The organism is Pseudarthrobacter kochi, from assembly GCF_055412805.1.
Map to the genome: position 1 here is coordinate 53,028 of NZ_JBVAYV010000007.1, position 24,492 is coordinate 77,519.

The following is a 24,492-nucleotide window of genomic DNA, read 5'->3' on the forward strand; positions in this document are numbered from 1 at the left end:
TCATGCCACCAGCTTCAGGCCGGCCACACAGGCCACGATCCCGCCAAGCAACAGGATCCGTCCGGCGGTAGCCGGCTCAACTTTGGTGATCATGGCGTAGGCGGAGGTCAGCACCACACCGACGCCCACCCAGACGGCGTAGGCGGTGCCGGTCGGGATGGACTGCATCGCGACAGCGAGACCGCCCGTACTCGCCAGGACGGAGACAAGGAAGACGGCGGCCGGCGCAATCCGGTGGCGGCCCGTGGCCTGCGAGGTCCGGTGCAGGGCTGCGGCCCACACGGCCTCCAGCGACCCGGACACGATGAGAATTAACCACGGCATGATTGCTCCTGTGGCCAGTCTTGTCGCGTGCCGGGTACTGAACCGTCGTCCGGAGGCCACGAAGAAGGCGGCCTTCATTCCAGCCTAGCAACGCCCCCGCAGGGAGGCGAACCTCCGCCGTGGGGTAGGCGGCGCACCACCCATCCCCATCAACCCATCATCGACTGCTCCGTAACGGCCGTTTTGAGGGTTCATAAGGGCAGTTACGGAGCAGTCGATGAGGGTTCGGCGGGGTCAGAGCGCCCTAGCCCCGCTCCAGATCCGGAACTTCCGGCCCACGGGATACACGCTGCAGCCCACCTCGGCGGCAGCGAGGTCTCCTGCGGCGATGTCCGAGGCCGCCGAAACGATGGCACGGCCGTCGGCGTTCACCAGCGTGGCCCGGTCCCCGATCCGGCGCAGGGCCGGCAGGGCGCCGCGCTCCAGCCGCTGCACGGTGACGTCCATCCCCACAATCCCCGAAACGGGGCCGTCCGCGCGGCAGAAGACCGGGTGGGTGAAGGTCAGGACGTATTCGTCGGTGCACAGGAAATCCACATACGGCCCGGTCACGTGGGCCTGTCCGGTGTCCACCGGCACGCGGAACCACTCGGATTTCACGTAGCGGCTGATGGAGTTGGGACTGAAGTTGGCGAGGGCGTCCACATGCTCCAGCTCCTCACCCTGCCACCATGCGATGTAGCTGCGTTCCGGCCCGAGCAGCCCGGCGTTGGCAAGGAAGCCTGCGCCGGCTATGTATCCGCCGGGAGTCCGGACCAGTTCTTCGACCGCCGGCCGGATGAGCTTGTCCACGGCGGTGCCGGTGACCTTGGTGGAGAGGGCCGCCAGGGCGTTACCCGTCTCCGCCGCCCACGCCGCGAGCCTGTGCTCGATGCCGGTGATGGTGGCGTCGAGGTCCGCGGCTGCATGCAGGGTGGAGGTGTCCGGGGAAGCGGTGGCTTTAATCATCGGGGTCGCTGCCTTAGCTCGAAGGAACAGGGAATACTCAGTAGCGCTTGGACTGCTCGTTCAGCAGCCAGTCCGTCGTGGCGGTGACCAGGGCCTTCACCGCCGCTTCGGCGGCGGCCGGCTGGTGGGCCTCGACGGCGGCCGCGACGTCCTCGAGGAGTCCGGCGGTCGTCAGCCGGTAGCCGGAGTCGGCGCAGGGCAGCAGGGTGAGGGTGCCCAAGTCTGCCTGCAGCCGGATCAGCTCCCGCGCCAGCCGGGCCGAACGGGCGATGGCGGCCACCTCAAGCAGGAACTCGGAGAGGGCCAGCCGCCAGTGCAACGGGTCCGCCTCCGCCGTCGGGATGAAGGACCGCAAGGTGGCCATGTCCGCGGCATCGGACCGCCGGGCCGCGACGCTGGCGCAGGCCGCGGCCATGGCCTGGTAGTGCAGCCCCAGGTCGCTGATCTGGAGCCTGGTCAGCTCCTGCAGCTGGTCCAGGGCGCGTTCCCGGGACGGCAGGACGTCGTCGGCGATGAAGCTGCCGCCGCTGCGGCCCCGGGCCGTGCGGATGATGCCCGACGTCCGCAGTTGCGACAGGGCCTCGCGGGCCGTCACCGCGGAGACGCCCAGCGCGGCGGCGAGCTCCGTCTCGTTGGGCAGCCGTTGCCCGCTCGTGAGCAGCCCGGTTTCCACTGCCTGTTCGATCCGGCCGCATACCTCGTCCACCAGGCCGCGGGACTTGATCGGCGTGAACACGGCCGCCAGGCTCCGGGAGGCGCCCTGCGGTGTCAGCAGCATCGGGCCTCCTGTCAATTTCCGGTGTCGATCCAGCATCCGGGGGAGGGCGCGGAGGGCTGCCCGTGCCCGGTAGCAGCCATCCTAATCCGGGCTTCTTCAGGGGTCTATACACAAAACCTATGGAGTAATAGTATTTGGCCCAGCAGCCTGTTGTGGCGCGGATCACACCCTGCTGTGTCGCATCTACGATGATCCGGCAACGGAGTTAGGCGCACCCATGACCGAGACGCTCGCGGCCGGCCGGCCGACGGAAAAGGACGCGGTTCCGGCGATCCGCCTGCGCAAACTCACCAAGGTCTTCGGGGACACCGTCGCCGTCAACGCCGTGGACCTCGACATCCGCCAGGGCGAATTCTTCTCCATGCTCGGCCCGTCAGGATCCGGGAAAACCACGGTCCTGCGCCTGATCGCGGGCTTCGAGCTGCCCACCGCGGGAAGCGTCGAACTCGAGGGCAGGGACGTCACCGGCATGGCGCCGTTCGAACGTGACCTCAACACCGTCTTCCAGGACTATGCACTGTTCCCGCACATGTCCCTCATCGACAACGTTGCCTACGGACTGCGCGTGCGGGGGATGCCCCGGAAGGAACGCCACGAGCGGGCCCGCGAAGCACTGGAACGCGTACAGCTGGGGAAGTTTGTCGGCCGCAAACCGGCCCAGCTTTCCGGCGGCCAGCGCCAGCGGGTGGCCCTGGCCCGGGCCCTGGTGGTGCAGCCCAAGGTCCTGCTGCTGGACGAGCCACTCGGCGCGCTGGACCTGAAACTCCGGCAGCAGATGCAGGTGGAACTGAAGGAACTGCAGCGCTCGCTCGGCATCACCTTCATCTTCGTCACCCACGACCAGGAGGAGGCCCTGACCATGAGCGACCGGATCGGCGTGTTCAACAACGGCAGCCTGGAACAGATCGGCACCGCGCACGAGATCTACGAGCGCCCGGGAGGCGCGTTTGTGGCCAACTTCGTCGGGACCTCCAACATCTTCGACGCCGTCCACGCCCAGAAGCTCTATGGCCGCGCGGAGCAGGTCTGCATCCGGCCCGAACGGCTGCGCCTGTCCTGGACTAGGGCCCCGGAACCGCGCGCCGGCGTCACCGCCCGCCCCGGAACGGTCACATCGCTCGTCTACGTGGGGCACGCCACCCAGGTGCGGGTTCAGCTCGAGGACGGTCCCGCCGTCGTCGTACTGGCGCCGGAGACGCTGCCCGGCGGCGACGCGGAACTGCTGGACCGGCGCGTCACAGTGAGCTGGGACGACGATGACGCCGTCTGGCTGCCGTCCCACGGTTCCTGAAACGTACGTTCACGGACAGAGACTGAATCTGATTCACCCCTGCAACGAAAGGTAAGGATGATGGCAACAAGGAACAGGGCCTCCCTCGTGGTCGGGGTGGCCGCGGCGGCAGCCCTTGCACTGGCGGGCTGCGGCACCACCGGCGGGGGATCGGCCACGCAGTCCGCGCAGCCGGTCAAGTCCGAAATCGGCCCGGGCGAAGGGCAGCTCTCCATCCTCGCCTGGCCCGGCTACGTCGAGGATGGAAGCAACGACCCCGCCGTCGACTGGGTGACCCCCTTCGAAACCGAGACCAAATGCAAGGTCAGCTTCAAGCCCTTTGGCACCTCGGACGAAGCCGTGACCTTGATGCGCACCGGCCAGTATGACGTCGTTTCGGCCTCCGGCGACGCCTCCCTGCGGCTGATTGCCGGCAACAACGTGGAGCCCGTCAACATGAGCCTGCTGAAAAACTACGCCGACGTGTACCCCTTCCTGAAGGACAAGGCCTGGAACACGGTGGACGGCAAGAACTACGGGATGCCGCACGGCTGGGGAGCCAACCTGCTGATGTACTCCGTGGATGCCGTCACCCCGGCGCCCACCTCCTGGGGCGCCGTGTTCGACGACGCCGCCAAGCACAGCGGCAAGGTCACCGCTTACGATTCGCCGATCTACATTGCCGACGCCGCCGTGTATCTGATGGCCCACAAGCCGGAGCTTGGCATCAAGAACCCCTATGCGCTGGACAAGGACCAGCTCGCTGCCTCGGTTAACCTGCTGAAAGAGCAGCGCAAGCACATCGGCGAGTACTGGAGCGACGTCGTCAAGGAGGTCCAGGCCTTCGCCAGCGGCAGCACGGTGGTCGGCACCACCTGGCAGGTGGGCGCGAACATCGCCGTCGCGGACGGGGCCAACGTGAAGACCCTGCTCCCCGAAGAGGGCGCCACGGGCTGGTCGGACACCTGGATGATCAATTCGGAGTCCAAGAACAAGAACTGCGCCTACATGTGGCTCGACTACATCGCCAGCCCCAAGGCCAATGCTGCCGTGGCGGAGTACTTCGGCGAATCGCCGGCCAACCCCAAGGCCTGCGACCTCACCGCGGACAAGTCGCACTGCGAGACCTACCATTCCGGTGATGAGGCCTACGCGAAGCAGATCTGGTATTGGACCACGCCGGTGGCCGGATGCCTGGACGGCCGCAAGGACGTCAAGTGCACGGATTACTCGGAGTGGACGAAGGCCTGGACCGAAATTAAGGGCTGAGATGGCGCTCCGGACGCAGCACCCGGCCCCCGGGCCACCCCCGGCCGCTTCCACCGTGCCCCGGCCCAAAGCCCACAAGGTCTCGGCGCTGCTTCACCGCTCGCCCAGGCTGCGGCTGGCGGGGCTCATCACTGCCCCCGCCGGCTGGCTGGTGCTCGTCTACATCGCCGCCCTGGCGGCGCTGCTGATCACCGCGTTCTGGACCGTGGACACCTTCACCGGGAAGGTCTCCACGGACTGGACCACCGAAAACGTGGTGACGGTCCTGACTGACCCGGTCTACCAGCGGATCACCCTGCGGACACTGTGGATGGCGATCGCGGTGACCCTGATCGACCTGGTCCTCGCGCTGCCCATGGCGTTCTTCATCGCCAAGGTGGCCAGTGCCCGGTGGCAGAAGCTGCTGGTCGTGGCCGTCCTCATGCCGTTGTGGGCGAGCTACCTGGTCAAGGCGTACGCGTGGCGGAACGTGCTCGCCGACGGCGGGCTGCTGGAGTGGTTGGGGGCGCCGATCGGGCTGGAGTCCCCGGGATACGGCGAAACGGCCGTGATCCTGACGCTGTCCTACATCTGGCTGCCGTTTATGATCCTGCCGATCTACGCAGGGTTCGACCGGGTCCCCGATTCGCTGCTGGAAGCCTCCAGCGACCTGGGCGCGAAGCCCCTGACCACCGTGCGCCTGGTGGTGTTCCCGCTGCTGGTCCCCTCCATCATTGCCGGGACGATCTTCACGTTCTCGCTCTCGCTCGGGGACTACATCACCGCCCAGATCGTTGGGGGCACCACCCAGATGCTCGGCACCGTGGTCTACGCGAACGTCGGAGCCGCGAACAACCTGCCGTTCGCCGCCGCCGTCTCGCTGGTCCCGATCGCGATCATCACGCTCTATCTCTTCATCGTCCGCCGCACCGGCGCACTCAACAGCCTGTGAACCCCGGACAGTCAGGAGCACCATGAGACTTTCCCGAAGCGCCAAAGCCATCCTCGGCGTCGTCACCGCACTGGTGTTCCTCTTCATCTATACGCCGCTGCTGCTGGTCGTGGTCAACTCCTTCAACGCGGACCGGACCTTCGGCTGGCCGCCGCGGGGACTGACCCTGGAGTGGTGGGGGCGGGCGCTCGACTCCACCGGCGTCCGCGAGGCCCTGGTGTCCTCGCTCTGGGTGGCGGCGGTCTCGACGATCATTTCGCTGGTGCTGGGGACGCTCCTGGCGCTGGCACTGCTGCGCTACCAATTCTTCGGCCGGGACGTCATCAGCCTGCTCGTGATCCTGCCGATCGCGCTGCCCGGGATCGTCACCGGCATCGCCCTGAACAACATGTTCACCACCATCCTGGGTGTTTCGCTGAGCCTGTGGACGGTCGTGATCGCGCACGCCACCTTCTGCATGGTGACGGTCTTCAACAACGTCATTGCCCGGCTGCGCCGGATGCAGGGCGGTCTGGAGGAGGCCTCCGCCGATCTGGGGGCCGGCGTTTTCACCACGTTCCGGCTGGTCACGTTCCCGCAGCTCCGCTCGGCGCTGCTGGCCGGCGGCCTGCTGGCCTTCGCCCTCAGTTTCGATGAGATCATCGTGACCACATTCACCATCGGCGCCGGGGACACCACCCTGCCGATCTGGATCCTGCAGAACCTCTTCCGGCCCAACCAGGCCCCGGTGGTCAACGTGGTGGCCGTCGTCCTGATCGTCGTCTCGATCGTGCCGATCTGGCTCGCGCAGCGGCTGTCCGAGGACTCGGTGGGGATCGGCGCGGCGCGTGTGAAGGCTAAGGAGGGCTAGTCCGCGACGGGGTCGATCGACACGACGGCCAGGAAGCCGCGGCCCAGGATCTCGGGGGAGGCAGTGTCGGAACCGACGACGGCGTCATAGCGGTCCAGCGCCTGCGGCCCGGCGCCCGGCCCGCCGCCGGCGGCGGCGCCCCCGGGGCTGACCGCCGCCTGGCCCTGCAGCAGGATCCCCAGCTGGCCCCCGAACACAGGGTGCGCCCGCTTCTTCGAGAGTTCGATGATGGAGGTGTAGCCCTTAAACGCTCCGCGGCGGGTGATGACATTCAGGTCGCGGATGTCGCCCGTGGGCAGTGCCCCGCCCGCAGCTGCGTCGCCGGAGAACCGGAACGGGCGGTACTTCTCCAGCGGGTGCTCGGCGCCGTCGACGCTCAGCAACAACAGCTCGCCCTCAACCACGGTGAGGACGCGGTCCATGCCGGGAAACGCCGAAAACCCGCCCGCTTTGGACATCTCGGCGATGCTCACCCGCCAGTCCCAGCCGCTCGCCGAAGCGGTGCTGTCCGTACCGGTGCCGTCCTGACGGGCGGTTGCCGCGGGATGGCTGGCCACTTCGCGGGTCACCCCGCCGCCGTTGCGCCAGGGTTGGGCTTTCAGCTCGGCATAGCGGATGATCTCCATCCCACCACCCTATCCGCCGGCCGGGAACGTAGTCGCGGGGCCGCGCCCCTGCCCATAGCGCCGAGGTCCGACTTCGCGCCCATGTTCCGGACAAACATGGGCGCCAAATCTCACCCCGGGGGCAGGTGAGGCGCCGGCGTGCCACTGTCCTTGCTAACGTCGGAGGCAGAAAACACAGAGGAACAACTGCAAAAGGAGCCGAATGTTCGTCAAGGTATGCGGGCTCAGCACACCGGAGTCGGTCCGGGCCGCCGCGGAGTCCGGGGCGGACGCCGTCGGCTTTGTCCTGACCCGCAGCCCCCGCGAAGTGACTCCCGCACAGGCCCGGGGACTCCTGGCCCACGTCCCGGCCGGGCTCCCCGCCGTCGGGGTCTTCCGGCACGAAGCCGCGGCGGACGCCGTCGCCGTGGCGCGCGACGCCGGGCTGGACTGGGTCCAGATCCATGGCGACCGCACCCCGGAAGACGTGCGCACCGTGCACGACGCCGGACTCAAGCTGATCCGGGCCGTCACCATGTCCGCCCCGCCCGGGGCGTTCGCGGACTGGGGCGAGGACCTGCTCCTGATCGACGCCGCCGTCCCCGGCTCCGGCGAGTCCTGGGACTACGCCTCGGTCCGCGCCAAGGGGTTGGCCGGGCGCAACTGGCTCCTCGCCGGCGGGCTGGATCCGGCCAACGTCGCAGGTGCGGCCTCGGAGGCAGGCGCCTGGGGTGTGGACGTCTCCTCCGGCGTCGAATCCTCCCGCGGGGTGAAGGACCTGGCCAAAATCCGGGACTTCGTGACGGCGGCCAAGTCCACGGCAACGAAGCCCTGAACGCGGCCGCAGGAATGCCGCCGGACCGCACCGTGTTGCCCCTGACATGAAGCGCATCGGATTTTTGTCCTTTGGACACTGGGGACCCGGGGAGGGCTCCCGCACCCGGACTGCCCGCGACGCCCTGCTGCAGGGCATCGAACTGGCCGTCGCCGCCGAGGAACTGGGCGTCGACGGCGCGTACTTCCGCGTGCACCACTTTGCCCGGCAGCAGGCCTCCCCGTTCCCGCTGCTGGCCGCCGTCGCCGCCCGGACCAGCCGGATCGAAATGGGGACCGGCGTGATCGACATGCGCTACGAGAACCCGCTGTACATGGCCGAGGAAGCCGCCGCGACGGACCTGATCAGCGGCGGGCGGCTGCAGCTGGGGATCAGCCGCGGTTCACCCGAGCCCGCCCGTGACGGCGCCGCGGCGTTCGGCCATGTGCCGGCTGACGGCGAGACCGATGCGGACATGGCGCGGCGGCACACGGCGGTGTTCCGCCGCGCCATCTCGGGCGCCGGGATGGCGGAGGCCGAGCCGCGCTACGCCGGCGGCGGATCCGGGCTGCTGCCCGTCCAGCCCCATTCCGCCGGCCTCGGCGAGCGGATCTGGTGGGGCGCCGGCTCGCGCGCCACCGCCGTCTGGACCGCGGAGCAGGGCATGAACCTGATGAGTTCCACGCTGCTCACGGAGGACACGGGTGTGCCTTTCGACCAGCTTCAGGCCGAGCAGATCAGCATGTTCCGCCAGGCCTGGGCCGACGCCGGCCATCAACACGAGCCGCGTGTATCGGTCAGCCGCAGCGTCCTGCCGATCGTCGACGATGAGGACCGGCGGTACTTCGGCCTCAGCGCCCTGCGGGAGAAACGCGACCAGGTCGGGGTGATCGACGGGCTGGTGGCCCGGTTCGGCAGGAGCTTCGTTGGCGCGCCTGACGCCATTGCCGGGGACCTCGCCACTGACGCCGCCGTCCAGGCCGCCGACACCCTGCTGCTCACCGTCCCCAACCAGCTCAGCGTGGACTTCAACGCCAAGCTGCTGGGCACCGTCGTCCGGCACATCGCACCGGCGATCGGCTGGGCGCCGCAGCCGGCGGCCTAACCCCGGGGGTTGCAGCCGTCGCGGTGCGTAGCCGGCCGGGTTCCGCAATAGGCTAGCCGCGCCGCGGCGGCGTGGCTAGCATGGCTCCTTGGGGGAGTGCCCCGATGACCCGGCGGGCCCGGCCCGCCACCCGCGAAGGAGACCGTTGTGACACTGCCCCAAGGTTTGACCCCCGGCGTCTGGACACTGGACATGTCCCACAGCGAAGTCGGCTTCAGCGTCCGCCATGCCGGCATCAGCAAGGTCCGGGGCCGCTTCAATGAGGCCGCGGCGGAGGCGCGTGTCGGCGACTCCCTCGCAGACGCCAGCCTGCATGCCAGCATCAAAACGGCCAGCTTTGACTCCGGCGACGCCAACCGCGACGCGCACGTCCGCGGCGCTGACTTCTTCGACGTCGAAAAGTACCCGGAGATGACGTTCCGTGCCACCGGGATCAGGGGCGACGGCGAGGACTATGTCCTGACCGGCGACCTCACCATCCGCGACGTCACCAAGCCGGTGGACCTGGAAGTCGAGTTCACCGGGATCGCGGTGGACCCGTTCGGCGCCACCCGCGCGGGGTTCAGTGCGGAGACGGACATCAGCCGCAAGGAATTCGGCCTGACCTGGAACGCCGCGCTCGAGGCCGGCGGGCTGCTGGTCAGCGACAAGGTCAAGATCAGTGTCGAAGCGGCCATGGTGAAGCAGGCCTAGGGTCACGCAGGCCTAGAAGAGCAGCAGCACGAAGCCGCCGACTGTGGACAGGATCCCCACCCCGGTGAGGATCCAGCCAAGTGTCCAGGCCGCAATATCGTGCTTTGGCGGGTTCAGCCCCCATCGCGACGGGTGGCACACGTCGTAGAAGAGCTCGACGTCGGTGCCCACCACCAGGCCGCCCGACTCGGCCGCCGGCAGCAGGGACCGGTGGTCGGCGTCGTGGTGGTCCGTCCAGCTGTAGCCGGTGAACCCGCCGGCGCTGATCACCTTGCCGGTGGTCCCGGCCCACTGGCACCGGCGCCTCCGGGCGATCCAGCCCCACACCAGCAGCGGCAGGCCCAGAACGAAACCCACCCATGTCATGACTTCGAGAATGGGGCCGAGCAGGTCCCCGATGGTTGTCATCTGCGTCTCCCAGCGATCAGGGCAAGCTTCAGGAGTGCAGGCATGGTCCAAGTATTATGCCCTTCCGTGCGTTCGCAAAGCTATGCGCTGTCCGCCCGGGTCCCCGGACGAATTTCTGGAATTGTTCAGGGTGAACCCCTAGGCCGGATCGGTCTCCGGCAGGGGAGAATGGTCCCATGAAGACACTGCTTAATATCATCTGGTTGCTCTTTGGTGGACTCTGGCTCGCGCTCGGCTACTTCGTGGCCGGGATCATCTGCTGTCTGCTGGTCGTCACCATCCCGTGGGGGCTCGCGTCGTTCCGGATCGCGAACTATGCGCTGTGGCCCTTCGGGCGCACCGTGGTGGACCGCCCGGGCGGCACGGGCGTGTTCTCGCTGCTGGGAAACGTCATCTGGCTGCTCGTTGCCGGCATCTGGATCGCGATCGGCCACGTGGTCACCGCCTTCGCGATGGCCATCACCATCGTCGGCATCCCGCTGGCCATCGCCAACCTCAAGCTCATCCCGGTCTCGCTCATGCCGCTCGGCAAACAGATCGTCCCGAGTGACAAGCCCTTTGTGACGACCTACAACAAGTCCTACCGCTAGCCCGTCTTAGAGGAGGAGCCCGAAATGTCCGAGGACGTCACTGCCGTTCCAGCCCCGTCCGGCCAGGGAGAAACCCCCACTCCGCCCGAAGACCTCATGCTGGTCATTACGCGCGAATTCCAGGCACCCATTACCCGGGTGTGGTCCGCCCTGACGGACCCCGACCAGGCCCCGGCGTGGTGGGGGCCCCGCGGTTTCCACACTCCCCGGGAAAGCATCGACGCGGATCTGGAAATCGGTGGCCTTTACCGGGCGTGCATGGTCCAGGACAGCACCGGCAAGGAAAACTGGTGGAGCGGCGTCCACACGGACATCGAACCGCCCAACCTCTTCGTCTTCACCCATGCCTGGGACAAACCGGACGGCACCCGGGGCTTCGAGACCGAGGTGACCTTCCAGCTGGAAGAGATCGACGGCGGCACCCGGATGACGTTCTTCCAGGGCCCCTTCGACACGATCGACAACCGCGACGGCCAGGGCATCGGCTGGCGCGAGTCCTTCGACCGCCTCGCCGAACACCTCCGCCGGGGCGCCTGAGAAACCAGGCAACGCGGGGTCACGTAACGCCCATCCCGAGAGGGATTATGGGCGTTACGTGACCCCGCGTTGCTGTGGACTGAGGCGTCCCGCTTATCCGAGCTCACCCTGCAGGTTCCGCCGCGCCGCCTCCAGCCAGAGGTCCCGGCCCCGCGGGGTGTGGAAGAGCGGGTCCAGCTGCAGGAGCTGGCGGACGACGGCGGCGCGCCCGGCGGCGAAGTCGTCGTCGCCGATGTGCGCAAAATCCTGCCGGACGGCGGCGAGATACCGGGCGTAGGCTGCCGGTTCGCCGCCCAGCACGGAGAGGTCCGCGTCGCTGAGCAACGCGGCGTCCCCGTCGCCCGGCACCGGCCGGTGGTCGGCCGTCATCCGCACGAGGCGGGCCACCTCGTCCACCTCGGCCGCGGGGAGCCCGGCGTGGGCCAGCCGGTCCTCGGCGAGCCGGGCCGACTCCTCCTCGTCCTGGCCCGCGATCCCGCGGTAGACGGCGTCGTGGAACCAGGCGGCGAGCAGCACGGTGCGCGGCGGGTCGGCGAGTCCGGTGAGGAGGTCCAGTGCCTCCAGGACCGCCAGCAGGTGCGTGCGGCCGTGGTACCTCCGGTGCTCCTCGCCCCAGCGGTCCAGCAGGTCCAGGAACAGCGCGTCGTGGCCCGGGAGGACATCGTTCCAGCGGGTCAGCAGGGGGAGCTTGAGTGAACTGCTGCGCCGCCGGGCCGGGATCCGCAGCCCGCTGGCGATCAGTTTGCGGACCAGGATCCGCCCCTCCACCGGTACGGCCCCGGCCGCCACGAGGGCACTGTACCGGGCTTCGGCGACGTCGTAGTGGTCGCCGTCGAACGCCCTGTCCGGGATGCCGGCCGCCGCCGCGAAGGCGTGCAGCTCCGCCAGCGAGGTGTCCGAGATCAGGTGCGAGAAGTGCGTTCCATGCGCCGGCCAGAGCGGAGGATCAAGGTAGATGGCCATGCAGGAAGTCTAATCCGGCGGCGGATCAGCCCTGGCTGGCGTCAACGGCCGCGGTGTCGGACTGCTCTTCCTTCCGGGTCCGTGCACGCTGTGGCTTGGAGCGCACCCCTTCGCCCTTTTCATTGAGCCGGGTCTCATGCTCGGCCTCCGCGATGGCCTCGGGGGTGATGTCGTCCCCGGAGTTCCAGGCCTTGATCGCGGCCCAGCCCACCGCCACGAGGGGAACGGCCAGGATCGCACCGATGATGCCGGCGAGGATGGTGCCGGCGGTGAGGGCCAGCAGGATGACGAGGGCATGCACGTTGAGCGCCTGGCCCATCACGACGGGCTGAAGGAAGTTGCCCTCCAGCTGGTTGACGACGATCACGACGATGATGACGATCAGGGCCGCGAACGGGCCGTTGGCGACAAGGGCGACAAGCGCGGCGAGGATGCCGGCCAGGGTGGCGCCGATCAGCGGGATGAAGGCTCCGATAAAGGTCAGCGCGGCGAGCGGCAGTGCGAGCGGTACGCCCATGACAACCAGCGCGAGGCCGATGAAGAACGCGTCCACCAGGGCCACGATGGAGGTTCCGCGCACGTAGCCGCCGAGCACGTTGAGGCTTCGCTCCCCGGCGCGGCGTGCCTTCACCAGGTTCCTGCCCTTGAACGCCCGCAGCACAAAGGCCCAGATGCTCTCGCCGTCCTTCAGGAAGAAGAACAGGATCACCGCCATCAGGAGGGCGCCGGTGAGGAAGTTGCCGGCCGCGCTGAGCCCGGAGATGGCGCCCGCGCCAACGGTGCTGCTGGTGGCGAAGTCAACGACGGCGTCGCGCGCCTGCTGGATCTGCTGGTCATCGACGGGGATGGGGCCCGTGCGGATGAAGGCGTAGACCCGGTCGAAGCCCTCTGTGGCCTTGCTGGCCAGCTGGTCGGCCTGGCTCATGACGGCGAAGACGATTCCGGTGATGACCGCACCAAACGCGAGCAAAAGCACGAGGAAGGAGACGGTGGTGGCGGCGGTGCTGGGCCAGCCCCGGCGGCGCAGCCAGTGGACGAAGGGCGCGATCGCGGCGGCGAGGATGAGGGCCAGCAGCGCGGGAATCACCACGAGGCGCACCTGGATCAGGGCGTAGACCACCACCACTGACAGGACCAGCAGCAGGAGGACCTGTGCAGTCCTGATACTGGCGCGGCCCAGGCTGTCGCCCCAGGGTGTTGTCTTTTCCGGACTGCCCATGCTGTGTTTCTCTCCCACTGTCGGATGGTCATGCTACTTACCAACCGTCTCACAGCCGGAGGGTGCAAGCCCCGGGGGACTGGCCCGGCTATCAGGAAGCGGCGGGCCGGATGTTCTGGTTGCCGCGGAACGTGTTCTCCGGATCGAAGTCCCGTTTCACCCGGGCCAGCCGGTTGTAGTTCTCCTCGCCGAAGGCCGCCCGGACCCGGTCCTGGCCTTCGTCGCCGACGAAGTTGAGCCAGACGCCGCCCGTGGCATAGGGGGAGATGTCCTGGCGGAACTTTTTCACCCAGGCCTTCGCCACCTGGCCGCCTTCCGGTGTTTCCTCCAGCCCGAACGGGTGCGAGACCCACTGGGCGTTGCGGTTCTGCAGTGGTGTCTGGGCAGCCTCCGGCCCCGCCACCGCCCCGCCCCAGCTGGCAACCAGAAGTTGGGAGTGGGGGCCCGGCAGGTTCTGCGCTGACTCCACGAGCACGTCCAGGGCGGGGTCCGGCAACTCGTCGTGATAGTCGGCGCTCCAGTAGTTGTACAGGTTTGGCGGGTCGTCGATCATGCACTGGAAATCGGCATAATTCATTTCGCTGACCAGATCCACGGCCGGGCCCAGGTCCCGGAACGGCGCAGCGTGTTCCGCACCGTCAGAGGGGTCTCCCGCATAAAGATAGGCGAGCCCTACTCCTTGTTTTCCCACCATCCCGGCTGGAACGAACGGCTCGGGCGGTGCCGTCAGGAACACCAGGGCAGTGCCCACGGCGTCGGGGGCAGCAAGGCAAAGCTCCCGGTAGGCGCGGCTGATCTCGGCCGAGGCATCGCCGGGCCAGAGCATCAGGCCTGCCTGAACCCCAGGACCCAGATGATGCAGGCGGAACGTGAACTCGGTGGCGACGCCGAAGTTGCCTCCGCCGCCGTGGAGGGCCCAGAACAGCTCGGGGTTCTCCTGGGCGCTGGCGGTCACCCGCTCTCCGGAGGCCGTCACGAGATTGACGGAAAGCAGGTTGTCGCACGCGAAGCCGTATGAGCGCTCCAGCCACCCCGAACCGCCGCCCAGCGTGAAGCCCGCGACGCCGGTGGTGGAAGCCCGCCCGCCGGTGCAGGCGAGGCCGTGTTCCTGCGTGGCCCGGTCGAACTCGCCCCACGTCACGCCGGCCCCCACCGTCACCGTCTTGTTGTCCGGGTCCACCGAGATTGACTTCATTGGCCGGACGTCAACTACCAAACCGTCGTCATTGGTCGACATACCGGCAACGGAATGCCCGCCGGCGCGGACGGCAACGGCCAGGCTGTAGTCCTTGGCATGCTGCAGAGCCTCGGCCACCTCGCCCGGGTCCGCACATTGGGCGATGACGGCCGGGCGCCGGTCGATCATCGCGTTGAAAAGTTTGCGTGTTTCGTCGTAGTCCGGGTTCTCCGGCCTGACCCATTTCATGGCGCTGCTCCTTGGGCGACCGAGGCTCCACCCCTCGCAAAGATTTTAGGACCAACGACAGCGCCCAAGCTATGGGAATCGGTTTGAAGAAGCTGTCGGGTGCCATTCTGGGTTTTCGATTTTGCGCCCAAATGCCAGCTCCAGCTCCGCAGATGCGGGTTAGAATGTCCCTATGCCTAATATTCGCGTTTCCGAGGCGGCCCGGCTGCTGGGTGTCAGCGATGACACCATCCGGCGCTGGACCGAGAACGGAAGCCTGACCCCGCACAAGGACGACGCCGGGCGCCTCGCCGTGGACGGGCTGGAACTCGCGCGGCTCGCCCGGGAGCAGGCCCAGCTTCCCGACGACCCGGCCAGGGCGGGCAGCTCGGCCCGCAACCGTTTCGTCGGCCTCGTCACCGCGATCACCGCCGACACCGTCATGGCCCAGGTGGAACTGCAGTGCGGGCCGTTCCGGGTGGTGTCCCTGATGAGCAGCGAGGCCGTGCGGGACCTCGGCCTGGAGCTCGGCTCGGTCGCCACCGCCGTCGTCAAAGCCACGACGGTGATCATTGAGACCCCCAAAGGCAAGGGCGTCATATGAGGCCCGCGTTCAGGGCGGCCGCCCTGCTGGCGGCGGGATTCGTTGCCGCCGGCCTGGCGGGCTGCGCCGCGCCTGCCGGAAACGGCGGCGCCGGCAAGACCCTCACCGTCTTCGCCGCGGCGTCCCTCAAGGCACCCTTCACGGCGCTCGCCGAGCAGTTCGAGACCAGGAACCCAGGAACCACGGTGACCCTCAGCTTCGCCGGGTCCTCCGATTTGGCCACCCAGATCAGCCAGGGCGCACCGGCGGACGTGTTTGCCTCCGCCGACACCAGGAACATGGCCAAGCTCTCCGACGCCTCGCTTGTGGAAGGATCGCCCCGGGACTTCGCCACCAACGTGCTGACCATCGCCGTGCCCCCGGCCAATCCGGCGTCGATCGGCTCTTTCGCCGACCTCGCCAGGCCCGGGGTGAAGGTTGTGATGTGCGCCGCCCAGGTTCCCTGCGGCGCCGCCGCGACGACGGTCGAGAAGGAAACCGGCATCACCCTGACGCCGGTGAGCGAGGAATCGTCTGTCACCGATGTCCTGGGCAAAGTCATTTCGGGAGAGGCCGACGCCGGGCTGGTCTACGTCACGGACGTCCGGACAGCCGGGGGCAAGGTGAAGGAAGTCCCGTTCGCCGAGGCGGCCAAGGCCGTCAACACCTACCCGATCGCCGCGGTACGGACGGCCAGGAACAAGGACCTAGCGGCCGCCTTCATTGCAACGGTCACGGGCCCCGAGGGCCAGAAACTCCTCAGTGCCGCCGGCTTCGGAATCCCCTAGGGCCGCGTGAAACGCCGACGGGACAGCGCCTACAACGGGATCCCACGCTGGGTCATGGCCATCGCCGCCGCCGGGGCGCTGTTTGTGCTGCTGCCGCTCGCGGCCATGGTTGCCCGGGTCAACTGGCCACAGTTCATCCCCCTGGTCACCTCCGAATCGTCCCTCACGGCCCTGGGCCTGAGCCTCCGCACCGCCGCCGCGAGCACAGCCCTGTGCGTGCTCTTCGGGGTGCCGCTGGCGCTGGTGCTGGCCCGCGGCGACTTCCCCGGCCAGCGGCTGCTGCGTTCGTTCGTCCTGCTGCCGCTCGTCCTTCCCCCGGTCGTGGGCGGCATCGCGCTGCTCTACGCCTTCGGCCGCCAGGGCCTCCTGGGCCAGAGCCTCGAAATCGCCGGCATCCAGATCGCGTTCTCGACGACGGCGGTGGTCCTCGCCCAGACGTTCGTGGCCCTGCCGTTCCTCGTGGTCAGCCTCGAAGGCGCCCTCCGTTCGGCCGGAAGCCGCTACGAGGCCGTCGCCGCAACCCTCGGCGCGCGCCCCACCACCGTGCTGCGCCGCGTCACCCTGCCGCTGGTCCTGCCGGGGCTCGCCTCCGGGGCCGTGCTGTCCTTCGCCAGGAGCCTGGGTGAATTCGGCGCCACGCTCACGTTCGCCGGGAGCCTGCAGGGAGTCACCCGCACGCTTCCGCTGGAAATCTACCTGCAGCGCGAGACCGACGCCGACTCCGCCGTCGCGCTGTCCCTGCTGCTGGTCGTGGTGGCGGTCGTCGTCGTCGGGCTCTCCTACCGCGGCCCGGGGCCCGCCGGGTCCGGCAGCAAGGCGGCCATCGGTGCGGGCACACCGGGGCAGGTCTCGGCATGACGTTCACGCTCGACGCCGCCGTCGCCGCCCGCCGCTTTGAGGTCTCGCTGAGCCTGGCGCCGGGCGAGAGCGTTGCCGTGCTCGGCCCGAACGGGGCCGGAAAATCCACCCTGCTCGGTGTGATCGCGGGGCTGCTCCGCCCGGACGCCGGCCGGGCCGAGGTGAACGGCCGGGTGCTGTTCGACCTTGCCGGGGAAGTGCACACCTGGACTCCGCCGCACCGCCGCGGAACCGCCCTGCTGTCCCAGGACCCCCTGCTGTTTCCGCACCTGAGCGCGCTCGAGAACGTGGCCTTCGGGCCCCGGAGCGCGGGGGTACCCAAGCGTGAGGCCCGGGAGACCGCCCGGCGCTGGCTGGCCGAGGTCGACGCCGCCGACCTCGCCGACCGGCGGCCGGGGGACATGTCCGGTGGTCAGGCGCAGCGCGTGGCGGCGGCCCGGGCCCTGGCCGTGAATCCGGAGGTACTGCTGCTGGACGAGCCCCTGTCCGCCCTGGACATCCATGCGGCTCCGCTGCTGCGGCGGCTGCTCAAGCGGGTGCTGGCCGGGCGGCGTGCCATCATCGTCACCCACGACGTCCTGGATGCCTACATGCTCGCGGACCGGGTGATCGTGATGGAGGAGGGCCGGATCACCGAGGACGGCCCCACCCGTGAGGTCCTCCGGCGGCCGCGCAGCCGCTTCGCCGCGGGGCTGGCCGGGCTGAACCTCGTCTCGGGAACCGTGACGTCCGCAGGGATCCGGACGGCCGAGGGCCTCGAGTTTGCCGGTCAGCACGACGCGCCGCTGGTTGCCGGGCAGGCCGGCGTGGCCGCGTTCCCGCCGTCGGCCGTGTCAGTGTTCCTGAGCGAGGCGCACGGCAGCCCGCGGAACTCGTTCCGCGTCACAGTCACGGACCTTGAGCCGCACGGCGACCAGATCCGGGTCCGCGCCGGCGAGCTGTCCGCGGACGTGACCCCGGCCGCCTCCGCGGACCTGGGTCTCGCGCCGGGCCTGGGCGTCTACTTCGTGGTCAAGGCTGCGGCGGTGTCGATCTACCCGGTGTGACGGCGTCGGGACCGGTGTGACGGCGTCGGGACCGGGCAGGCTATCCGCGGTCCTTGCGGACGGGGTGCTGGCTGACGATTGAGACCCGATTGAAGGCGTTCATGGTGATCACCAGCCAGCTGATGGCGGAGAACTCCCCGTCCGTGAGGTATTTCCTGGCGGCGGCGCCCTCGCGCTCGCGGGCGCCGGCGTCCGAGATGTTGGTGATGGCCTCGGCCAGGGTCAGGGCGGCACGTTCCTTCTCGGTGAAGAGGTCGGTGTCCCGCCAGGCCGGGAGGACGGCCAAGCGCTGCGCCGATTCGCCGTTCTTCACGGCGTCGCCCACGTGCAGGTCCAGGCAATACGCGCAGCCGTTGATCTGCGAAATTCGGACATTCAGCAGCTCGATTAGCGTCCGGTCCAGGCCGGCCTCGTCCGCGGCCTCCTTGGCTTTCAGGCCGAGTCCGTTCAGGGCCCGCCACGCGGCAGGGTGCTCCTTGTCCAGGAACACGGATCGGGTGGTGTGGTGCTGCGCTACTGCTGTCTCATCCATGGTCAAAAGACTACCCATGCGAAACACCGGAAAATCTACGTGACAAATTTGTCACATGCGTGACAAGATGCAGGTATAGCGAAATTCCCTGCAGGAGCGGTTCCCTCGACCGCTCCACGGAGCTGGTCCGCCGACATCGGACCAGTCCCCATTATTCGACGGTCGGCTCCTTGGGGGAGCCGACCGTCGAAATGGTTTAACGGGTTAGCCGGGCCCGCCCGTGAGGACATGCCCAGTCCTGAGTCCTGCAGTCTGTGGCCGCGGAGGACATGCCCATTCTTGGTGCCAACCCCGCGGGGACATGCCCAGTCCCGGGCCTGGCGGGTGGGCATATTGGGACTATGTCCAGTGGCCCGGGCGGGCGGAGGGCATGCACACTCGTGGAGGGCGGTCCGTGGGGGCACGCCCAGTCCAGGGCCAGCCCTGCAGCCTGCGCTCGCGGGGGGACATGCTCATTCTCGGTGCCGAATCCATGCGGACATGTCCAACCGGGGGGCGTGGCGAGTGGGCATATTGGGACTATGTCCAGTGGCCCGGGCGGGCGGAGGGCATGTCCCCCGGGGACGGGTCAGGTGCCCTGAGGGGACTCCGGCCCTAGACAGCCGTTTCGCCGTGGGCAAACATGGAGCCAAAGGGACCCAATGCAAAGTTGAGCGGAGTAGACTCAACTTTAATATCAGCATGTTCCCGGAAGGAGCTCTCTTTGGACGCCAAATTCACCACCAAGAGCCAGGAGGCTCTTGCGGCAGCCGCCATGAACGCCTCGACGGCGGGTAACCCGCAGCTCGAACCCGCCCACCTGCTCAAGGCGCTGATGGACCAGCGCGAGGGTGTCGCCGTCGCACTCCTCCGCGCCACCGGCACGGACCCGGATTCCGTCAGCGTCCAGGCCAGCTCCGCCATCAAGGCGCTGCCGTCCACGTCCGGCAGCTCGGTGCAGCAGCCGCAGCTGTCCCGCACGGCCCTGCAGGCAATCAAGAATGCCCAGAACGAGGCCGAGCGGCTCGGCGATTCCTTCGTCTCCACCGAGCACCTGCTGCTGGGGCTCGCGTCAGGTAGCGACGCCGTCGGGAAGCTGATGCGCGACGCCGGAGCATCCCACGAGGCCCTGCTCGCCGCCCTGCCGGGCGTCCGCGGCGACCGCAAAGTGGACAACGCCGACCCCGAAAACAGCTTCCAGGCACTGGAGAAGTACGGCACCGACCTCACCGCGATTGCCCGCTCCGGCAAGCTGGACCCCGTGATCGGCCGCGACGCCGAGATCCGCCGCATCATCCAGGTGCTGAGCCGCCGGACCAAGAACAACCCCGTCATCATCGGCGAGCCCGGCGTCGGCAAGACCGCCGTCGTCGAAGGACTCGCCCAGCGGATCGTCGCCGGGGACGTCCCCGAAAGCCTGCGCGGCAAGACCCTGATCGCCCTGGACCTCGCCTCCATGGTGGCCGGCGCCAAGTACCGCGGCGAATTCGAGGAGAGGCTCAAGGCCGTCCTGGAGGAAATCAAGGGTTCCGAAGGCCAGATCGTCACCTTCATCGACGAGATCCACACCGTGGTCGGCGCCGGCGCGTCCGGGGACAGCTCCATGGACGCCGGCAACATGCTCAAGCCCATGCTGGCCCGCGGCGAGCTCCGGCTGATCGGTGCCACCACCCTGGACGAGTACCGGGAGAACATCGAGAAGGACCCCGCCCTGGAACGCCGCTTCCAGCAGGTCTTCGTCGGGGAGCCGAGCGTCGAGGACACCATCGGCATCCTGCGCGGACTCAAGGAACGCTACGAGGCGCACCACAAGGTGGCCATCGCCGACTCCGCCCTCGTCGCCGCGGCCACGCTCTCCAACCGCTACATCTCCGGCCGGCAGCTCCCGGACAAGGCGATCGACCTCGTGGACGAGGCCGCCTCCCGGCTGCGCATGGAGATCGATTCCGCCCCGGAGGAGATCGACCAGCTGCGCCGCTCCGTGGACCGCCTGACCATGGAGGAACTGGCCCTGGCCAACGAGACGGATCCCGCATCAGTGGAGCGGCTTGCCGCCATCCGGGCAGACATGGCCGACAAAAAAGAGGAGCTGGCCGGGCTCAACGCCCGCTGGGAGGCCGAGAAAGCCGGCCTGAACCGCGTCGGCGACCTCAAGGCCAGGATCGACGAACTGCGTTCCGCCGCCGAGAAATTCCAGCGCGAAGGCGACCTCGAGGCCGCCTCCCGGATCCTGTACGGAGAACTTCCCGCCCTGGAGCGGGAACTCAATGAAGCCGCCGAAGCGGAGTCGGCCCGCGTGGCCGGCGGCGGGGCCAAACAGGACCTTATGGTGGCCGAGGAGGTCACCGCCGACGACATCGCCGAGGTGATTTCCGCCTGGACCGGCATCCCCGCCGGACGCATGCTGCAGGGCGAGAGCCAGAAACTGCTCGAGATGGAGCACGTGCTGGGCGAGCGGCTGATCGGCCAGTCCAAGGCGGTCACCGCGGTGTCCGACGCCGTCCGCCGCGCCCGGGCCGGGATCAGCGACCCCAACCGGCCCACCGGTTCTTTCCTGTTCCTCGGCCCCACCGGCGTCGGCAAGACCGAGCTGGCGAAGGCCCTGGCCGACTTCCTCTTCGACGACGAACGCGCCATGGTGCGGATCGACATGTCCGAATACTCGGAGAAGCACTCCGTGGCCCGCCTCGTCGGGGCGCCTCCCGGCTACGTGGGCTACGAGGAGGGCGGCCAGCTGACCGAGGCTGTCCGCCGCCGTCCGTACTCCGTGCTCCTGCTGGACGAGGTGGAAAAGGCCCACCCCGAGGTGTTCGACATCCTGCTGCAGGTGCTCGACGACGGCCGCCTCACCGACGGCCAGGGCCGCACCGTGGACTTCCGCAACGTGATCCTGGTCCTGACCTCCAACCTGGGCAGCCAGTTCCTGGTCGACCCGACGCTGGACGCGAACGCCAAGCGGGAGGCCGTGATGGCCACCGTGCACGCCTCCTTCAAGCCCGAGTTCCTGAACCGGCTCGACGAGGTGGTGCTGTTCGACCCGCTGAGCGTCGAGGAGCTGTCCCGAATCGTGGAGCTGCAGGTCAAGGAGCTGGGCGAACGCCTCAAGGGCCGCCGACTCAACCTGGAAGTGACCGAAGGGGCCCGCGCCTGGCTCGCTGTGACCGGCTTCGACCCGGCCTACGGCGCCCGGCCGCTGCGCCGCCTCGTGCAGCGCGAAATCGGCGACCGGCTGGCCAAGGCCATCCTGGCCGGCGAGATCACCGACGGCGACACCGTACTGGTCGATACGGCCCCGGACCTCACGGAGCTCACCATGGGCGGCGCCCAGGCGTCTGACCGGCCCGACGGCGGCGCCTCCACCGGCAGCGGACTCTCCGTAAGCCGCAAGGAGTAAGGTCCCGCCGCCGCAGGCACAAGCCTTAAACACGAACTGCCAGCCGGACCTGGTTCCGGCTGGCAGTTCTTGTGGGGCTGAACCGCTCGGGAGACTCCTAGGGAATCAGCGATTCCATGATGACGTTTCCGGTGTCCGCGGTGACATAGCAGTCGACGCGGCGGTCGCCGTTGTCCCAGCTCGTGGAGCTTGGGTACGCGAGCTTGTAGCCCAGCACATAGGCGGACTGCTTCTCCGTCAGGGGCGCAGCCTTGCACGCGTCCAGAGCCTTCTGCTTGAGCGGGTCCCGGCCCGGGTAGGAGTCCCCGTCGGCGTAATGCTCGATTGCGACCAGCTGGGCCGAGTGGCCGGTGGTGCAGTCGACCACCGTGGACGTGGGCGCTTCCGGGTCGAAATCCTTGAAGCAGTCGCCGAGCCGGAAGTCGAGCGGGCCCACCCCTTCCAGCGGAAGCGGCCCCCGGCTGGCGGGCGCGGACGACGTCGCAGAGGTGGCGGGGGAGGTGCCCGCCGCGGGCTGCTTGGCGCCGCCGCCCAGCGAGCTCAGCCACCAGATCATCAGACCCAGGACGACGACGGCGGCCACCGCGGCGCCGATCCGCGCCGGAGCCTGGCGGCGGACCCAGCCGCCCAGTTGTGTTGCTTTTTCCGCAGCTATTTTGCCGGCTCCCGCGAGTGCGGCGCCGGCTGCCCCCGCGGCGTCCTGGGTACCCCGGCGGCGGCGTGAGCCGGGCCGCCCGGCGTCGGACCGGATGACCGGCGGGACTGACGGGCGGACGGGCGGCGGCGCAACCGGCGTCGTCGGCGGCGCCACAGGCGGACCAGCGGGCGGCGCTACAACCGGCGTCGCGGACGTTGGCGGCGTCGACGGTTTCGGGGGAACGGCCGGTCCGGCAGGCGGGACAGCTGGGGCTGACCGGTCGCCGGGCCCACCGGCAGGGCGAACACCAGGCGTGCCGGCGTCGCCGGGCCTTTCGTTCTCTTCGGTCACTGAGAATTCACCACTTCCGTGCGTCTTTGCCGGGGCTGGACGCCCGGCGGAGGGGCCCGTTTCCGGGAACCCACTACGGAACTCTATCTAAGATGCCGGGCGGCCCGCGTGCCGCCGGGGGACCGTCCGGGGTCGGGAAGCGGGCAACACTGTCCACGGCGGCCGTCCCGGGGAGCAGTTACCGCTGAAAGCATGTAATCTAGGTGTACGACAAATTGACCAAACATTCCGGGGCCTCACTAACGCCAATGGTGACCACCTCCGGTCCGAGTACAAAAGGGGGTCACGCCATGGGGCGCGGCCGTCAAAAGGCAAAAGCTACCAAGCAGGCTCGGGATATTAAGTACTATTCCCCGAACACTGACTACACTGCGCTTCAGCGTGAGCTCAAGAGCTCCGAGGTTCGTGCACCGAGTCGGTTCTCGAATGAGCCTGTTGAGCCGGATTATTCGGCCTATGTGGACAAGTACGCGGACGATGTGGAAGAGGATGACGACGAGGTAGATTCCCGTCGGATAGGTTAGTCGACACTTCTTTCCGGCATGCTCTTCCGTTAGCGGATTGCCGACCACATGATTTCAGGCCCGCCGGCCGCTCCCAGTACGGGGGTGGACGGCGGGTTTTCTGCTGTCCGGATACTGTGGCCGGCCCGTCCGCCAGCCCATGCCGCGCAGTTGTCCCGGCCGGGCCCTCAAGCTAGGTTGAAACTGCCGGTTCCACCCGGCCCGCACCAGGAAAGTTACGGAAGGATTGCCATGGCCATTCGCACGGAGTTCACCGAGGGCGAGGTCTGCTGGACGGACCTTCAGACCAGTGATGTCGCGGCGGCCAAGGCGTTCTATGCCGCGGTCTTCGGCTGGCGGTACGAGGACCGGCCCACCCCGGACGGTCGCAGCTACGCACAGGCCTTCCTGGGCGGGGACCTGGTCACCGTGATCGCGCCGCAGAACCCGCAGCAGCAGGCCGCCGGCGCGCCCGGGCAATGGAACGTGTACTTCGCATCCTCCGACGCCGGGGAGCTCGCAGCCGACCTGGTGCACGCCGGCGGAACCCTCGAGTTCGGTCCCGAGGCGGTCGGCGGTACCGGCGTGATGGTCTTCTTCGCCCCGCCCGGGGGAGGGACCACCGGCGCCTGGCAGGCCGGAAGCCACTTCGGCGCGGCCCGCAGCGGGGAGCCCGGAGCCCTGGCGTGGGCCGAACTGCTCACGCCCGAACCGCAGTCCGCCGTCGGATTCTTCCAGCAGCTCTTCGGGCACGACGTGACCGAATACCCCCAGGACGACGGCGGCCGGTACACCACGCTCGTGGTGGACGGCGCGGAGGTGGCCGGGATCGCGGCGGTCCCGGCGGACGCCGAGGGCACACTCAAGCCGGGATGGCAGGTGTACTTCGGGGTGTCCAGCGTCGCGGAGGCCGTCGCAGCGGCCGTGGCTGCCGGCGGCACGGTCCTGATCGAACCGGACGAGCTCGAGGAAGCCGGCACCATCGCCACCCTCGAGGATCCGCAGGGCGGTGTGTTCAGCGTGCTGGAGGTCTAGGCCGGCTTAAACACAGATCGAGTGCTCCACAAGTGCCGTTTTGAAGCTTCAAAAAGGCACTTGTGGAGCACTCGATG

General features: G+C 68.5%; 26 protein-coding genes and 1 riboswitch. Of the genes, 16 read left to right on the top strand and 10 right to left on the bottom strand.

Annotation, left to right across the window (positions count from 1 at the left end; all coding sequences use genetic code 11):
* The 3 genes from ACZY0Y_RS05810 to ACZY0Y_RS05820 form a co-directional block, all read right to left on the bottom strand.
* Entirely contained in the window at positions 1 to 324 is a 324-nt protein-coding gene (locus tag ACZY0Y_RS05810) for a DMT family transporter (RefSeq protein WP_463957075.1), read from the bottom strand.
* Between the two features lie 9 nt (positions 325 to 333).
* A riboswitch (guanidine-III (ykkC-III) riboswitch) is annotated at positions 334 to 401 on the bottom strand.
* A 157-nt stretch (positions 402 to 558) separates the two neighbouring features.
* On the bottom strand, positions 559 to 1,272 hold the full coding sequence (locus tag ACZY0Y_RS05815; RefSeq protein WP_463957076.1) for a cache domain-containing protein: 714 nt from the start codon (positions 1,270 to 1,272) through the stop codon (positions 559 to 561).
* Positions 1,273 to 1,309: 37 nt separating this feature from the next.
* Entirely contained in the window at positions 1,310 to 2,050 is a 741-nt protein-coding gene (locus ACZY0Y_RS05820) for a FadR/GntR family transcriptional regulator (RefSeq protein WP_463885845.1), read from the bottom strand.
* A 217-nt stretch (positions 2,051 to 2,267) separates the two neighbouring features.
* Here ACZY0Y_RS05820 and ACZY0Y_RS05825 point away from each other — a divergent pair, with 217 nt between their 5' ends.
* Genes ACZY0Y_RS05825 through ACZY0Y_RS05840 form a run of 4 tightly spaced genes read left to right on the top strand, consistent with a single transcriptional unit; the run spans position 2,268 to position 6,370 of the window.
* Positions 2,268 to 3,341 (top strand): ABC transporter ATP-binding protein, encoded by a 1,074-nt coding sequence (locus ACZY0Y_RS05825; protein ID WP_463957077.1) that lies wholly within the window; start codon positions 2,268 to 2,270, stop codon positions 3,339 to 3,341.
* A 60-nt stretch (positions 3,342 to 3,401) separates the two neighbouring features.
* On the top strand, positions 3,402 to 4,589 hold the full coding sequence (locus ACZY0Y_RS05830) for an ABC transporter substrate-binding protein (RefSeq protein ID WP_463885841.1): 1,188 nt from the start codon (positions 3,402 to 3,404) through the stop codon (positions 4,587 to 4,589).
* Between the two features lies 1 nt (position 4,590).
* A complete protein-coding gene (locus ACZY0Y_RS05835) occupies positions 4,591 to 5,520 on the top strand; it encodes an ABC transporter permease (RefSeq protein ID WP_463957078.1) in 930 nt (309 codons plus the stop codon).
* A 22-nt stretch (positions 5,521 to 5,542) separates the two neighbouring features.
* Positions 5,543 to 6,370 carry an ABC transporter permease gene (locus ACZY0Y_RS05840; RefSeq protein ID WP_024365358.1) on the top strand — a complete coding sequence of 276 codons (828 nt, stop codon included), beginning with the start codon at positions 5,543 to 5,545 and terminating at the stop codon, positions 6,368 to 6,370.
* Here the strand turns inward: ACZY0Y_RS05840 and ACZY0Y_RS05845 are convergent.
* Positions 6,367 to 6,996 carry a HutD/Ves family protein gene (locus ACZY0Y_RS05845; protein ID WP_463957079.1) on the bottom strand — a complete coding sequence of 210 codons (630 nt, stop codon included), beginning with the start codon at positions 6,994 to 6,996 and terminating at the stop codon, positions 6,367 to 6,369. The genes ACZY0Y_RS05840 and ACZY0Y_RS05845 overlap by 4 nt on opposite strands.
* A gap of 202 nt (positions 6,997 to 7,198) precedes the next feature.
* Here ACZY0Y_RS05845 and ACZY0Y_RS05850 point away from each other — a divergent pair, with 202 nt between their 5' ends.
* The 3 genes from ACZY0Y_RS05850 (at position 7,199) to ACZY0Y_RS05860 (ending at position 9,587) form a co-directional block, all read left to right on the top strand.
* Positions 7,199 to 7,810, top strand: coding sequence for a phosphoribosylanthranilate isomerase (locus tag ACZY0Y_RS05850; RefSeq protein WP_463885836.1), 612 nt, complete (start codon positions 7,199 to 7,201; stop codon positions 7,808 to 7,810).
* A gap of 46 nt (positions 7,811 to 7,856) precedes the next feature.
* On the top strand, positions 7,857 to 8,894 hold the full coding sequence (locus ACZY0Y_RS05855) for an LLM class flavin-dependent oxidoreductase (RefSeq protein WP_463957080.1): 1,038 nt from the start codon (positions 7,857 to 7,859) through the stop codon (positions 8,892 to 8,894).
* Between the two features lie 147 nt (positions 8,895 to 9,041).
* Positions 9,042 to 9,587: a YceI family protein gene (locus ACZY0Y_RS05860; RefSeq protein ID WP_160663426.1), complete on the top strand. Its 546-nt coding sequence runs from the start codon at positions 9,042 to 9,044 to the stop codon at positions 9,585 to 9,587.
* A 12-nt stretch (positions 9,588 to 9,599) separates the two neighbouring features.
* Here ACZY0Y_RS05860 and ACZY0Y_RS05865 read toward each other — a convergent pair whose 3' ends face one another.
* Positions 9,600 to 9,995, bottom strand: a complete 396-nt coding sequence (locus ACZY0Y_RS05865) for a hypothetical protein (protein WP_463885065.1) — start codon at positions 9,993 to 9,995, stop codon at positions 9,600 to 9,602.
* Positions 9,996 to 10,171: 176 nt separating this feature from the next.
* Between ACZY0Y_RS05865 and ACZY0Y_RS05870 the strand changes: the two genes are divergently transcribed.
* Both ACZY0Y_RS05870 and ACZY0Y_RS05875 read left to right on the top strand, forming a co-directional pair.
* Positions 10,172 to 10,585 (top strand): YccF domain-containing protein, encoded by a 414-nt coding sequence (locus tag ACZY0Y_RS05870; protein ID WP_463885067.1) that lies wholly within the window; start codon positions 10,172 to 10,174, stop codon positions 10,583 to 10,585.
* Positions 10,586 to 10,609: 24 nt separating this feature from the next.
* On the top strand, positions 10,610 to 11,122 hold the full coding sequence (locus ACZY0Y_RS05875) for an SRPBCC family protein (RefSeq protein ID WP_463957081.1): 513 nt from the start codon (positions 10,610 to 10,612) through the stop codon (positions 11,120 to 11,122).
* Positions 11,123 to 11,215: 93 nt separating this feature from the next.
* Here the strand turns inward: ACZY0Y_RS05875 and ACZY0Y_RS05880 are convergent, their stop codons facing one another.
* From ACZY0Y_RS05880 to ACZY0Y_RS05890, 3 genes are all read right to left on the bottom strand, one after another.
* A complete protein-coding gene (locus ACZY0Y_RS05880) occupies positions 11,216 to 12,085 on the bottom strand; it encodes a DUF4031 domain-containing protein (protein ID WP_463885070.1) in 870 nt (289 codons plus the stop codon).
* A gap of 25 nt (positions 12,086 to 12,110) precedes the next feature.
* Positions 12,111 to 13,304: an AI-2E family transporter gene (locus ACZY0Y_RS05885; protein ID WP_463957082.1), complete on the bottom strand. Its 1,194-nt coding sequence runs from the start codon at positions 13,302 to 13,304 to the stop codon at positions 12,111 to 12,113.
* A 91-nt stretch (positions 13,305 to 13,395) separates the two neighbouring features.
* Positions 13,396 to 14,730: an FAD-binding oxidoreductase gene (locus ACZY0Y_RS05890; RefSeq protein ID WP_463957083.1), complete on the bottom strand. Its 1,335-nt coding sequence runs from the start codon at positions 14,728 to 14,730 to the stop codon at positions 13,396 to 13,398.
* 172 nt (positions 14,731 to 14,902) lie between these two features.
* On the opposite strand from ACZY0Y_RS05890, the gene ACZY0Y_RS05895 reads away from it, so the two are divergent.
* From ACZY0Y_RS05895 to ACZY0Y_RS05910, 4 genes are read left to right on the top strand one after another with little or no spacing between them, the layout of a single operon-like run.
* Complete coding sequence (locus ACZY0Y_RS05895) at positions 14,903 to 15,313, top strand: TOBE domain-containing protein (protein ID WP_160663436.1); 411 nt, start codon at positions 14,903 to 14,905, stop codon at positions 15,311 to 15,313.
* A complete protein-coding gene (gene modA, locus ACZY0Y_RS05900) occupies positions 15,310 to 16,080 on the top strand; it encodes a molybdate ABC transporter substrate-binding protein (RefSeq protein WP_463885076.1) in 771 nt (256 codons plus the stop codon). Before ACZY0Y_RS05895 ends, modA begins: the two co-directional genes overlap by 4 nt.
* Before the next feature lie 54 nt (positions 16,081 to 16,134).
* On the top strand, positions 16,135 to 16,938 hold the full coding sequence (locus tag ACZY0Y_RS05905) for an ABC transporter permease (protein WP_463885096.1): 804 nt from the start codon (positions 16,135 to 16,137) through the stop codon (positions 16,936 to 16,938).
* Complete coding sequence (locus tag ACZY0Y_RS05910) at positions 16,935 to 17,984, top strand: sulfate/molybdate ABC transporter ATP-binding protein (protein ID WP_463957084.1); 1,050 nt, start codon at positions 16,935 to 16,937, stop codon at positions 17,982 to 17,984. The genes ACZY0Y_RS05905 and ACZY0Y_RS05910 overlap by 4 nt, the downstream gene beginning before the upstream one ends.
* Before the next feature lie 40 nt (positions 17,985 to 18,024).
* Here the strand turns inward: ACZY0Y_RS05910 and ACZY0Y_RS05915 are convergent, their stop codons facing one another.
* The gene (locus ACZY0Y_RS05915; RefSeq protein WP_463957085.1) at positions 18,025 to 18,516 is read right to left on the bottom strand and encodes a carboxymuconolactone decarboxylase family protein; all 492 of its coding nucleotides are present in this window, start codon (positions 18,514 to 18,516) and stop codon (positions 18,025 to 18,027) included.
* A 703-nt stretch (positions 18,517 to 19,219) separates the two neighbouring features.
* Here ACZY0Y_RS05915 and clpB point away from each other — a divergent pair.
* A complete protein-coding gene (gene clpB, locus ACZY0Y_RS05920; RefSeq protein ID WP_463957086.1) occupies positions 19,220 to 21,889 on the top strand; it encodes an ATP-dependent chaperone ClpB in 2,670 nt (889 codons plus the stop codon).
* A 97-nt stretch (positions 21,890 to 21,986) separates the two neighbouring features.
* On the opposite strand, the gene ACZY0Y_RS05925 is transcribed toward clpB, so the two are convergent.
* The gene (locus ACZY0Y_RS05925; RefSeq protein ID WP_463957087.1) at positions 21,987 to 22,700 is read right to left on the bottom strand and encodes a septum formation family protein; all 714 of its coding nucleotides are present in this window, start codon (positions 22,698 to 22,700) and stop codon (positions 21,987 to 21,989) included.
* Positions 22,701 to 23,167: 467 nt separating this feature from the next.
* Here ACZY0Y_RS05925 and ACZY0Y_RS05930 point away from each other — a divergent pair, with 467 nt between their 5' ends.
* The gene (locus ACZY0Y_RS05930; RefSeq protein ID WP_024364970.1) at positions 23,168 to 23,401 is read left to right on the top strand and encodes a DUF3073 domain-containing protein; all 234 of its coding nucleotides are present in this window, start codon (positions 23,168 to 23,170) and stop codon (positions 23,399 to 23,401) included.
* 231 nt (positions 23,402 to 23,632) lie between these two features.
* Entirely contained in the window at positions 23,633 to 24,415 is a 783-nt protein-coding gene (locus ACZY0Y_RS05935; protein ID WP_463885093.1) for a VOC family protein, read from the top strand.
* Positions 24,416 to 24,492 lie beyond the last annotated feature (77 nt).

Excerpts from the sequence above, each read along its gene's own strand:
- ACZY0Y_RS05810 (WP_463957075.1), bottom strand. The coding sequence starts at position 324 with ATGCCGTGGTTAATTCTCATCGTGTCCGGGTCGCTGGAGGCCGTGTGG.
- ACZY0Y_RS05815 (WP_463957076.1), bottom strand. The coding sequence starts at position 1,272 with ATGATTAAAGCCACCGCTTCCCCGGACACCTCCACCCTGCATGCAGCC.
- ACZY0Y_RS05820 (WP_463885845.1), bottom strand. The coding sequence starts at position 2,050 with ATGCTGCTGACACCGCAGGGCGCCTCCCGGAGCCTGGCGGCCGTGTTC.
- ACZY0Y_RS05825 (WP_463957077.1), top strand. The coding sequence starts at position 2,268 with ATGACCGAGACGCTCGCGGCCGGCCGGCCGACGGAAAAGGACGCGGTT.
- ACZY0Y_RS05830 (WP_463885841.1), top strand. The coding sequence starts at position 3,402 with ATGGCAACAAGGAACAGGGCCTCCCTCGTGGTCGGGGTGGCCGCGGCG.
- ACZY0Y_RS05835 (WP_463957078.1), top strand. The coding sequence starts at position 4,591 with ATGGCGCTCCGGACGCAGCACCCGGCCCCCGGGCCACCCCCGGCCGCT.
- ACZY0Y_RS05840 (WP_024365358.1), top strand. The coding sequence starts at position 5,543 with ATGAGACTTTCCCGAAGCGCCAAAGCCATCCTCGGCGTCGTCACCGCA.
- ACZY0Y_RS05845 (WP_463957079.1), bottom strand. The coding sequence starts at position 6,996 with ATGGAGATCATCCGCTATGCCGAGCTGAAAGCCCAACCCTGGCGCAAC.
- ACZY0Y_RS05850 (WP_463885836.1), top strand. The coding sequence starts at position 7,199 with ATGTTCGTCAAGGTATGCGGGCTCAGCACACCGGAGTCGGTCCGGGCC.
- ACZY0Y_RS05855 (WP_463957080.1), top strand. The coding sequence starts at position 7,857 with ATGAAGCGCATCGGATTTTTGTCCTTTGGACACTGGGGACCCGGGGAG.
- ACZY0Y_RS05865 (WP_463885065.1), bottom strand. The coding sequence starts at position 9,995 with ATGACAACCATCGGGGACCTGCTCGGCCCCATTCTCGAAGTCATGACA.
- ACZY0Y_RS05870 (WP_463885067.1), top strand. The coding sequence starts at position 10,172 with ATGAAGACACTGCTTAATATCATCTGGTTGCTCTTTGGTGGACTCTGG.
- ACZY0Y_RS05875 (WP_463957081.1), top strand. The coding sequence starts at position 10,610 with ATGTCCGAGGACGTCACTGCCGTTCCAGCCCCGTCCGGCCAGGGAGAA.
- ACZY0Y_RS05880 (WP_463885070.1), bottom strand. The coding sequence starts at position 12,085 with ATGGCCATCTACCTTGATCCTCCGCTCTGGCCGGCGCATGGAACGCAC.
- ACZY0Y_RS05885 (WP_463957082.1), bottom strand. The coding sequence starts at position 13,304 with ATGGGCAGTCCGGAAAAGACAACACCCTGGGGCGACAGCCTGGGCCGC.
- ACZY0Y_RS05890 (WP_463957083.1), bottom strand. The coding sequence starts at position 14,730 with ATGAAATGGGTCAGGCCGGAGAACCCGGACTACGACGAAACACGCAAA.
- ACZY0Y_RS05895 (WP_160663436.1), top strand. The coding sequence starts at position 14,903 with ATGCCTAATATTCGCGTTTCCGAGGCGGCCCGGCTGCTGGGTGTCAGC.
- modA (WP_463885076.1), top strand. The coding sequence starts at position 15,310 with ATGAGGCCCGCGTTCAGGGCGGCCGCCCTGCTGGCGGCGGGATTCGTT.
- ACZY0Y_RS05905 (WP_463885096.1), top strand. The coding sequence starts at position 16,135 with ATGGCCATCGCCGCCGCCGGGGCGCTGTTTGTGCTGCTGCCGCTCGCG.
- ACZY0Y_RS05910 (WP_463957084.1), top strand. The coding sequence starts at position 16,935 with ATGACGTTCACGCTCGACGCCGCCGTCGCCGCCCGCCGCTTTGAGGTC.
- ACZY0Y_RS05915 (WP_463957085.1), bottom strand. The coding sequence starts at position 18,516 with ATGGATGAGACAGCAGTAGCGCAGCACCACACCACCCGATCCGTGTTC.
- ACZY0Y_RS05930 (WP_024364970.1), top strand. The coding sequence starts at position 23,168 with ATGGGGCGCGGCCGTCAAAAGGCAAAAGCTACCAAGCAGGCTCGGGAT.
- ACZY0Y_RS05935 (WP_463885093.1), top strand. The coding sequence starts at position 23,633 with ATGGCCATTCGCACGGAGTTCACCGAGGGCGAGGTCTGCTGGACGGAC.